Source organism: Hydrogenimonas sp. (genome assembly GCF_029933015.1).
Taxonomy (GTDB): domain Bacteria; phylum Campylobacterota; class Campylobacteria; order Campylobacterales; family Hydrogenimonadaceae; genus Hydrogenimonas.
Genome location: NZ_JAOZOZ010000059.1, coordinates 1 through 9,729, shown reverse-complemented (window position 1 = coordinate 9,729; position 9,729 = coordinate 1). Strand labels below are relative to the sequence as shown.

Genomic DNA, 9,729 nt, shown 5'->3' with positions numbered 1-9,729 from the left:
TGGGCAAAGAGGACGCGACCCTCGCCGATCTCGAAAAGGAGATCAAAGAGCAGCTTCGCAGCGAAAAGCTGAGCAAACTCTACAACGAAGAGCTCAAACCCAAACTGGTCGAGGCGCTGGTGGAGACTTTCGAGTTCGACCTGCCCGAGAGCGTCGTGGAGCAGGAGGTCGAAATGGCCCTGCGAAACAAAGTCCAGCAGATGAGCGAAGAGGAGCTGGCCGAACTGCGTGAAAACGAAGAGAAGGTCAAAGAGCTTCGTGAAGAGCTTCGCGGCGATGCGGCCAAAAGCGTCAAGGCCACCTTCATCGTCGACGCGCTGGCCCGCAAAGAGGGCGTGGATGTGAGCGATCAGGAGATGATGCAGACCATCTACTACGAAGCGATGAGCATGGGACAGGATCCCCAGCAGACCTTCGAGTACTACCAGAAGCAGAACCTCCTGCCGGCCATCAAGATGGCGATGATCGAGGACCGTCTGCTGACGAAGCTCCTCAACGACAAGAAAGAGAACAAAGAAGAGACTACCGAAAAAGAAGAAGCATGAGCTACATTCCATTCGTCATAGAAAAGAGCGGGCGCGGCGAGCGCTCCTACGATATCTACTCGAGACTGCTCAAAGACCGCATCATCATGCTCAGCGGCCCGATCGACGACGCCGTCGCCTCCTCGATCGTCGCCCAGCTGCTCTTTCTCGAAGCGGAAGACCCCGACAAGGATATCTACCTCTACATCAACTCACCGGGCGGTGTCATCACGAGCGGATTCTCGATCTACGACACGATGAACTACATCAAACCCGACATTGTGACGATATGTATAGGACAGGCCGCTTCGATGGGCGCTTTCCTGCTCGCCTGCGGGGCGCCGGGCAAGCGCTACGCGCTTCCGAGCTCCCGCATCATGATCCACCAGCCTCTGGGCGGAGCGCAGGGACAGGCGACCGACATCGAAATCCAGGCCAAAGAGATACTTCGTCTCAAAAAGTACCTGAACAAGATCATGGCCGACCGTACGGGCAAGACGGTCCGCACGATCGAGAAAGATACCGAACGCGACTTCTTCCTGAGTGCGGAAGAGGCCAAAGAGTACGGTCTGATCGACGAAGTTCTCAAACGAAGCTTCAAATAAGAGACAGGACGGACGATGGAGCGTGGCGGACGATACAGAGCACATGACCTTGGCGAGCCTACAAGCGATCTGGAGAAGTATGCCAAAGAGGTCATGGATGCGATGATCCGTGAAGGCGTACCGCCCACGCCCTCCAACTTCGACGCCTATTTCGACAAGCTTCTCGACAACAAACCGCCGCAGTTTCGCAAACGCATCCTGAAACTTCTGGAGCTCGAAGACGGTGGCGAAGACGATCATCAGGGTCTTCTCGAACAGCACCTCAAGGAAGCCTTTTCCAACGTCAAAAAGTTTCTCCAGCATATCAATCTCATCTACAAAAACCTCAGACATCTCGAGACCGTCGTCGAAAAGCGGGCTTTCGAGGCCGAGGCCATCGCCGACAAAAGCTCCATGAACACGCTGCTGGAATCGACGAAAAAAGATATACAGACCATGCTGCAGATCATCAAAAAAGATGCGGCGGAACTGAAAGAGACCTATGCCGCCACGAGCGAAATGGTCCAGGAGGTGCAGGAGCACGCCATCCACGACGAGCGCTACGGCGTCTACAAGAAAAACTACCTGCTTCGCAAGATGAAGCAGGAGGAGAAGCTGATCAAGGAGTTCCACCACGAGAGCACCCTGATGCTCGTCCGTGCGGCGGAGGAGGTGATCGGAAAGCTCAAAAGCCCGAAAGTCCAGCACCTGGTGCTTCGAACCGTCGCGAGGCTTCTTCTCAAAACATCCCGCCGGAGCGACATCGTCGCCCATTACGAAGGGGGGGTCTTCGCGATACTGATGCGCCACACCTCCCTGGACAACGCCCAGATGGCGGCCGACCGGCTCAAGGACCTGGTGGGCAACACCAACTTCTTCGTCGGCGACGAGGAGATCATGCTCGACGTCGACATCGGCGTGGCGCGCATCGATCTGGACCGGTCGATCGAACAGACGATCGTCTGCGCGCTCGACGCACTCGACATCGCCAAAAAACTCGACGAACCCTGCGGCATCTGTCCGCAGGATGTAGAAATCTAGCGGAGCAGCATCGATGAAACTACCGATTCTCGTCTATCCCGACAAACGGCTGAAACAGCAGAGTCATCCGGTGACGGAGTTCGACGCGAAACTTCACAAACTCCTCGACGACATGAACGAGACGATGATGGCCAGCAACGGCATCGGCCTGGCCGCCATCCAGGTGGGCGAACCGATCCGCGCCCTGCTGATCAACCTCCCCGACGAGGAGGGCAACCAGTACCCCGAAAACCTGATCGAGGTGATCAACCCGGTCATTCTCGAGAAAAAGGGCTCCACCACCTACACAGAAGGGTGCCTGAGCGTCCCGGAATACTACGACGACGTGGAGCGGGCCGAATGGGTCCGTGTCGAGTTCCAGGATCGTCACGGCGAAAAGAAGGAGATCGAGACCGACGGATTGCTCGCCATCGCCTTCCAGCACGAGATGGACCACCTCGACGGCCATCTCTTCATCGAGAAACTCTCTTTTCTGAAACGCAAGAAGTTCGAAAAAGAGTGGAAGAAAAAACTCAAAGAGCTCAAAGAAAAAAGCAAAGCCTCCTGACGTGAAGCACCTCCTCTCCGCCACCCTCGACGGGCTGGACGCCAAACCGGTCGACGTCGAGGCCACCTTCACCAAAGGGCTTCCGGCCTTCGGTATCGTCGGGCTGGGAAGCGCCTCGATCCAGGAGTCCAAAGAGCGTGTCAAGTCGGCCCTCCTGACAGGCGGCTTCTCCTTTCCTCCCCTCAAGATCACCGTCAATCTCAGCCCCTCCGACCTCCAGAAATCGGGCAGCCACATGGACCTGGCCATCGCGCTGGTCATCGCCCTGCAGAACGAGTCGGTGGAGATGGAGGATCTTTTCGTCTTCGGAGAGCTGGGCCTCGACGGCGCCCTCAAGGAGACCCGCTCCATCTTCCCGATCCTCCTCTCGCTCAAAAACCAGGGTCTCGTCACCAGAGCGATGGTGCCGAAAGCCTCTTTGGAAAAACTCTCTTTGATCCCCGGCATCTCCTACATAGGCGTCGAGAATCTGACCGAGGCGATCGCCGTCTGCAAAAAAGAAGCGGAACCGACCCTCGGCGACGCCGCCCCGATCCCGGGAGAGAGGCTCGAAATCGCCGGCGAGACCTTCTACACGCTTCGCGACTATCCGGAGGATTTCGCGGAAGTCAAAGGGCAGGAGGTGGCCAAACGGGCCGCCCTGATCGCCGCGGCGGGCATGCACAACCTCCTGATGGAAGGATCCCCCGGATGCGGCAAGAGCATGATCGCCAAGCGCATCCGCCACATACTGCCGCCGATGCGTCTGGAGGAGATTCTCCAGGCGACACAATACGCCCTGCTGGGCGACGAAGAGCCCTCCTTCGAACCCCGCAGGCCGTGGCGTGCCCCGCACCATTCGGCCAGCAAGCCCAGCATCTTCGGCGGAGGCACGAGCCGCGCGCGCATCGGCGAAGTGGCCCTGGCCAACGGCGGCATCCTCTTTTTCGACGAGTTTCCCCACTTCCAAAAAAGCGTCCTCGAAGCCCTGAGAGAACCCCTGCAGGACCACCGGGTCCTGATCTCCCGGGTCAACGCCAAGGTCGAGTACACGACACGCTTCATGTTCGTCGCCGCCCAGAACCCCTGCCCCTGCGGCAACCTGCTCAGCACCGTCCATCCCTGCCGCTGCAGCGACCTGGAGATCAGACGCTACAAATCCCGCCTCTCCGATCCGCTGCTCGACCGCATCGAGATCTACGTGCAGATGCAGGAGAGCGATCCCCATGACCGCCCTTCCGTCGATTCGGCCTCGATGCACGCGCAGGTCATCGAAGCCTTCGCGAAACAGATGGAGAGGGGCCAGAAAAGCCCCAACGGCAAGCTGGACGAAAAGGGGATCGAAACCTTCTGCCGCCTCTCTCCGGAAGCCGATACGATCCTCCTCAAGGCGGTACAGAACTTCGGCCTCAGCCACCGCGCCGTCGCCAACGTCAAAAAGGTGGCCCGTACCGTCGCCGATCTGGAGGGCGCCGACACGATCGAAAAATCCCACCTGCTGGAAGCCCTGAGCTTCCGTAGGAGATGACCGCATGCCCCGCTCCCTGCTCTATCCGCTCGGCGCCGCGGCGCTGCTGATTCTCGCCGCGGCGCTCTTTCCGCTCTATCTCTCCCCCAAAACGCCCGACATCGTGGAGAGGCCCATCCGCTTCGGCCCCGAGCGCAAAGCCCTGACCCTGGCCTACATGAAAGAGCACTACGGCATCGACGCCAACGACACGACGATCACTCCCCGCATCGTCGTCGTCCACCATACGGCGACGAAGACGGCCGACGAAGCCTTCCGGGCTTTCGATCCCGAGCGGCTCCCCGCATCCCGCGGCGACATCGCCGGCGCGTCGGCCCTCAATGTCTCGGCCCACTTCCTCGTCGACCGAGACGGAACCATCTACCGCCTGATGCCCGAAACCGCGATGGCCCGCCATGTCATCGGGCTCAACTGGTGTGCCATCGGCATCGAAAACGTCGGCGGCGCGGAGGGTGCGGACGACCTGACGAAAGCGCAGCTCAAGGCCGACGCGGAGCTGGTCTTCTATCTGGCTACGAAGTATCCGACCATCAAATACCTCATCGGCCACTACGAATACCGCAAATTCGAAAACTCCCCCCTCTGGAAAGAGAAGAACCCCGCCTACCGGACCGAAAAGCACGATCCCTCCGAACGCTTCATGAAAGATCTGCGCAGATTGGTCCACAATCTACGCGCCGAGCCATGATCACCACACCGCTGGGCTACCTCCTCTCCGTCGCCCTGATCGCCGCGGTGTTCGGTATCGCCGAGCGATGGCACAGGGCACGCTTTATGTTCGACTACCTGCCGGCGGTGGTGCTCATCTACGCCTCGGCGATGGCGGCGGCGCAGCTGGGGCTTTGGGAGCGCTCCGATGCGCTTGGCGCCGTCTACAAAACCGCCAAATCCAATCTTTTGCCCGCCATGCTCTTTTTGATGCTGCTTACCGTCGACCTGCGCCGCTTTCTCAAGCTCGGCCCCAGGCTTCTGCTTGCCTACGCCTCGGCGACGCTCTCCATCATAGCCGCCTTCGTCACCGTTTTCGCACTCTTTGGTTTCGGGGCGAAGGAGGCGGGGATGTTCGCCGCGCTGGCGGGCAGCTGGATGGGGGGCACCGCCAACATGCTGGCCGTGGGCAGCGCCTTCGGCGTGGACGATGCGGCCATGGGCTACGCCCTGGCGGTGGACGCGGTCTGCTACAGCCTCTGGGTCGCCTTTTTGCTGGCCCTCGTCCCCTTCGCCGGCCGCTTCGCCCGCTGGAGCGGGGCTGCACAGAGCTCTCAGGCCCATGCCGGGCCGGGGTGCGCCTGCACCATCGGCCCAAGGCGCTACTGGCTGCTGCTGGGCACCGCTTTTGTCGTCGCGCTCTTTTCCCAGTGGGCCGCCGCCAGGCTCCCGGGGCTGGGCACGACGACCTGGAGTGTTCTCATCGCCACGGCACTGGGCGTCGCCGGTAGCTTCACCCCCCTCTCACGCATCAACGGCTCGCAGGAGATCGCCGGCACGATGCTTTTGCTGCTGGTGGCCCTCATCGGCTCGAGGGCAGAGTTCGGCGATCTTTCGTCCATCCCCCACTACCTCGCCGCGGGCTTTGCCATCCTCGCCCTGCACGCCGCTCTGCTGATAGCCGCCGCCAGACTCTTTCGCCTCGATCTTTTTGCCATCGGTGTCGCATCGCTGGCCAACATCGGCGGCGTCGCCAGCGCCCCCATCCTCGCCTCCGCCTATCACAAAAGCCTCGCCCCCGTGGCGGTACTCATGGCCGTGATGGGCTACCTGGTGGGCACTTTCGGCGGCCTGGCGGTGGGGTATATACTGCAGCGTCTCGCCGGCTGAGCGCCTACTTCACGGTACAAAAAGGCTCGGGCGTTTTCTGGGCATACTCGTACCGCGCGCTCGCCTTGTCGTCCACCGTAAAATCGATATGGACCGTTTCATTTTCGGGAAAGCTCTCTAGCCCCTCCACCTCTCCCGCCTTGTCCAGTTCGCAGATGAAGCTCACACCTATCGTTTTACCCCCTTTGAGGAACCGTTCCGTCCGGCACGAGACGCGGCTGCCTTCGGGGATCCGGTAGAAGCGCTTTTTCGAGCGAGCGAACTGCCCGGGCAGGTTCATGCTCGCATGCCCCTCGTGCAGGTTCATCAGAATGGGGGTGTCGGTGAGCACCGGAAACTCGGCGTACCGGCCCGCAAGCTTATTTAAAGCGCACGCGACCCGTACGCTCACGCCCACCAGCTCGTAGGGGCACTTTTGGCTCCCTTCTTTCGCTTTGACGGGTATGGCGACCTCGTAGCCTCCCTTCCCGTCGCTTCGCGCCCTGACGACCTCCTCTTTCAAAGAGGCGCGTCTTAGCCCTGTACCCACGTCCAGGTGGTCCTTGCAGGAGTCGTCGTCGCCTCTGGGGCGGTAGGTGACGAGAAAGCTCAGCTTCAGCCGCGGATCGAGCGTGCCTTTGACTCTCAGCACATTTCCGTTCCCGCGCAGCCCCTCTTTTGGGATCTCCTCGCCGCCGCCCGAGAGGCAGCCGCCCAGCATAAGCATGACCGACAGGACCCAAAAGACCCCGAACTTGAAAAACCGATTCACACTACTTTCTCCTTTTTTGGCATGGCTTTTGAAAGCCTCGGGCAAAATCGCTTCCGTAACCGGACATGGGAATTTTTGAGATGGGTTCCACAAAGACCGTTTCGTCGAAAGACTCGTCGCCAATCTGGCACTCGTGCAGCAGCCGCCACCGCCACAAAGGTCACATCAGCACCCAGACGCTCATGCCCCGCGCCTTTGCCGTCGTGCCACTACCGGGCCCCCAAAACAAAAAGCGTTCCTATCACCGCCAGCACCGCGACCAGGTAGCGCAGCCACCCGTAGCCAAGGTAGCCGAAATAGTAGCGCTTCTGCACAAAGCCCACCGAGACGGACCTCTCACCGCCCAGGGGCACCGCCTCCCCGTAAGTTCCCTCTTTGTAGAGCGCTGCATCGCCGCCGCCGCGCGCAAGCAGCGCCGTCACAAAACTCTCGAGCTCCCGCGGCTTTGCCTCCCCCTCTTTACAGACAAAAAGCAGCCGTCTGCGGCCAAGGTCGTAGAGCGTCACCTCCTTGCGCCCGCGGATGTCGGTGCCGATTCGAAGCCCAAGGTCCGCTATCATTACCTGCTCCACCGTCCGGCCGTTTCGACGCAGCTCGAGCGCATCGCCCCTCAAAAGGGCACTATCCATCCGCCAAAAGGTCCAAAGCTTTCCGAAAGCGACAACACCTATTACCAACAACAGCCCCCAAAAGAGCGGCCAGGCCGCCGGATCGACGCCGACATTCCGCCACACCGCCCATAAGGCAAAGCCCCCGAGCGCCGCCATCCCGTAAAATCGCAAGATCTGCGCCTCCCTGTCGGCGGGGCAGGCCAGGCGAACCTCATCGGCCATCACGGCATCCTCCCCTGCGAAACAAACGGCGCTATGACGGAAACGAAAATCCCGCGCATCTCTTAACCATTCCGATCAATATCGATAGATAATATCGGTTTTTGTTTAGAATCATCAAGTTAAAAGATTCGCTACAATGCTCTTTATGACAATAACCCTTACAGATTTTACATTAACGCTCGTTCATATTTCATTGAAAATTCCCTTCATTACGGCCCTGAGACGGGTCGACGACGCCGTAGCGGTGCGACTGGAGCTGTTCGACGAAAGCGGACGCCGCGGCATCGGCGAAGCGCCGCCGACCGTCGCGATCACCGGGGAATCGCTGGAAGACATCCGAAACAGTCTGCAAAATGTACTGCTGCCGCCGCTTCTGCACAAGCCGCTGACGATGGAAGAGGCCCAGCGACTCCTGCACGAGAGACTCTGCGGCCACACCAGCGCCAAAGCGTGCCTGGATATCGCCCTGCACGACCTCTTCGCCCAAAAGGCGGAGATACCTCTATGGCGATATCTTGGCGCCGGAGAACCCTCCGGGGTGGAGACCGCTGTGACGGTGAGCCTGGAGGCTCCCGAAACGATGGGGGAGCGGACACAGGATTTTTTGCGAAAGGGGCTGGACATTCTCAAAGTCAAAGTGGGCGGCGGAGACGGAAAGGATTTCCAGCGTATCCGGGCCGTACGGGAGGCGGCACCCGATGCGACAATCCTGGTAGACGCCAACCAGGCCTGGGAGGAGAAGGAGGCGCTGCGTCTCATCGAAACTATCGCGCCTCTGGGGATCGAACTGATCGAACAGCCGCTGAAGGCCGAAGATCTGGCGGGGATGCGCCGCCTCACCGCCGAAAGTCCCATACCGATCCTGGCCGACGAATCGGCCTTCACACTGGCACAAGTCAGAGAGATCATCGAAACCGAAGCGGCCCACATGGTCAACGTCAAGCTGATGAAGTGCGGCGGCCTCGCCAAAGCGAAAGAGATACTGGCGTGGTGCGAAAGCAACGGTGTGGAATGCATGATGGGTTCCATGCTCGAAACCCCGGCCTCGATCGAAGCGGCGATCCATCTGGCGACCGTTTTCCCGCGGACGATACGCTACACCGATCTCGACAGCCCGCTGCTCTACGAAAAACTGCCTGAAAAGTGTGGCGTCGCGGTTTCCGGAAACAGACTTTATCTGAAAGAGGCCGGATGAAACGGGATGTCAACGACTTCTCCATCGTCGAAGAGATCTGGCACGCCATCTCCCACGGCTTCGGCCTCTTTCTGAGTACGTTCGGTTTCGGCGTATTGGTGACGCTGGCAGCCGTGAGCGGCGATACGACAAAAATCCTCACGAGCATCGTCTTCGGTGTCGGCCTCATTCTGATGTACGGGGCTTCGACCCTCTATCACGCCATCACGCACCGGCGCATCAAAACGATTCTGCAGACCTTCGACCATGTAGCGATCTACGTGCTCATCGCATCGACCTACACGCCCGTCGTACTACTGGGTGTGCGGGGAGTTTTCGGATGGATACTTTTCGGAGTCGTCTGGAGTATGGCATTGGCAGGAATCTCGCTGAAAATCTTTTTTCCCAAACGTTTCGAGGTGTTTTCGCTCATCCTCTACGCCGTGATGGGATGGCTGATCGTCATCGCATGGAAACCTCTCGTCGCCCACGCGGGATGGCTTCCCGCCATCTGGCTCTTCACCGGCGGCCTGATCTACACTCTGGGAATCTACTTCTACGCGAAAGAGTCGATAAGGCTCAACCACGCCATCTGGCACCTCTTCGTGCTCGGCGGCAGCGTGTTTCACTACTTCACCGTATTTCTGCTGATCAAAGGATAGGCCGAGGGCCTATCAGAAAACGGCGACGACCCCCTTGGTGATGAAGTAGCCGCCGATCACCAGCCATGCGAACATGGCGCTGGCGGCGTAGAGAGGCGCCAGACCCAGACCCTTGAATTTGGCGAAGCGCGTCCCCATCCCCAGCGCCGTCATCGCCATCGTGAGCAGAAAAGTGTCGACGGCGTTGATGTTGGCGATGGTGCTCTGTATCGTCTGGGCCATACTCTCGCTCGCGCCGCTTTCGACATATCCCTGAATCAGGGAGTTGACGCCCGCCATGCCGATGAA

Annotated in this window: 11 protein-coding genes and 1 pseudogene; 9 read left to right on the top strand and 3 right to left on the bottom strand. The window is 59.7% G+C overall.

Going from position 1 to position 9,729, the window contains the following annotated elements; all coding sequences use genetic code 11:
* The 7 genes and pseudogenes from Q1K23_RS05500 to Q1K23_RS05470 form a co-directional block, all read left to right on the top strand.
* A pseudogene (locus tag Q1K23_RS05500) lies at positions 1–545 on the top strand (trigger factor); the annotation flags it as partial.
* Positions 542–1,129: an ATP-dependent Clp endopeptidase proteolytic subunit ClpP gene (gene clpP / locus Q1K23_RS05495; protein ID WP_300363106.1), complete on the top strand. Its 588-nt coding sequence runs from the start codon at positions 542–544 to the stop codon at positions 1,127–1,129. The pseudogene Q1K23_RS05500 and the gene clpP, both read left to right, overlap by 4 nt.
* 15 nt (positions 1,130–1,144) lie before the next feature.
* On the top strand, positions 1,145–2,149 hold the full coding sequence (locus Q1K23_RS05490; protein ID WP_300363105.1) for a diguanylate cyclase: 1,005 nt from the start codon (positions 1,145–1,147) through the stop codon (positions 2,147–2,149).
* A 13-nt stretch (positions 2,150–2,162) separates the two neighbouring features.
* Positions 2,163–2,696 (top strand): peptide deformylase, encoded by a 534-nt coding sequence (def, locus tag Q1K23_RS05485; RefSeq protein WP_300363104.1) that lies wholly within the window; start codon positions 2,163–2,165, stop codon positions 2,694–2,696.
* 1 nt (position 2,697) lies between these two features.
* A complete protein-coding gene (locus Q1K23_RS05480) occupies positions 2,698–4,203 on the top strand; it encodes a YifB family Mg chelatase-like AAA ATPase (protein WP_300363103.1) in 1,506 nt (501 codons plus the stop codon).
* Between the two features lie 4 nt (positions 4,204–4,207).
* Positions 4,208–4,891 (top strand): peptidoglycan recognition family protein, encoded by a 684-nt coding sequence (locus tag Q1K23_RS05475; protein WP_300363101.1) that lies wholly within the window; start codon positions 4,208–4,210, stop codon positions 4,889–4,891.
* Complete coding sequence (locus Q1K23_RS05470; RefSeq protein WP_300363099.1) at positions 4,888–6,021, top strand: DUF819 family protein; 1,134 nt, start codon at positions 4,888–4,890, stop codon at positions 6,019–6,021. Before Q1K23_RS05475 ends, Q1K23_RS05470 begins: the two co-directional genes overlap by 4 nt.
* A 4-nt stretch (positions 6,022–6,025) precedes the next feature.
* Here Q1K23_RS05470 and Q1K23_RS05465 read toward each other — a convergent pair whose 3' ends face one another.
* On the bottom strand, positions 6,026–6,772 hold the full coding sequence (locus Q1K23_RS05465) for a hypothetical protein (RefSeq protein WP_300363098.1): 747 nt from the start codon (positions 6,770–6,772) through the stop codon (positions 6,026–6,028).
* Positions 6,773–6,981: 209 nt separating this feature from the next.
* Positions 6,982–7,332, bottom strand: a complete 351-nt coding sequence (locus Q1K23_RS05460; protein ID WP_300363096.1) for a hypothetical protein — start codon at positions 7,330–7,332, stop codon at positions 6,982–6,984.
* A 466-nt stretch (positions 7,333–7,798) separates the two neighbouring features.
* Here Q1K23_RS05460 and Q1K23_RS05455 point away from each other — a divergent pair, with 466 nt between their 5' ends.
* Both Q1K23_RS05455 and Q1K23_RS05450 read left to right on the top strand, forming a co-directional pair.
* On the top strand, positions 7,799–8,800 hold the full coding sequence (locus tag Q1K23_RS05455; RefSeq protein ID WP_300363094.1) for a dipeptide epimerase: 1,002 nt from the start codon (positions 7,799–7,801) through the stop codon (positions 8,798–8,800).
* The gene (locus Q1K23_RS05450; RefSeq protein WP_300363092.1) at positions 8,797–9,441 is read left to right on the top strand and encodes a hemolysin III family protein; all 645 of its coding nucleotides are present in this window, start codon (positions 8,797–8,799) and stop codon (positions 9,439–9,441) included. The genes Q1K23_RS05455 and Q1K23_RS05450 overlap by 4 nt, the downstream gene beginning before the upstream one ends.
* Positions 9,442–9,453: 12 nt before the next feature.
* On the opposite strand, the gene Q1K23_RS05445 is transcribed toward Q1K23_RS05450, so the two are convergent.
* A partial coding sequence (locus tag Q1K23_RS05445) for a putative sulfate exporter family transporter (protein ID WP_300363091.1) occupies positions 9,454–9,729 on the bottom strand: 276 nt, incomplete at its 5' end.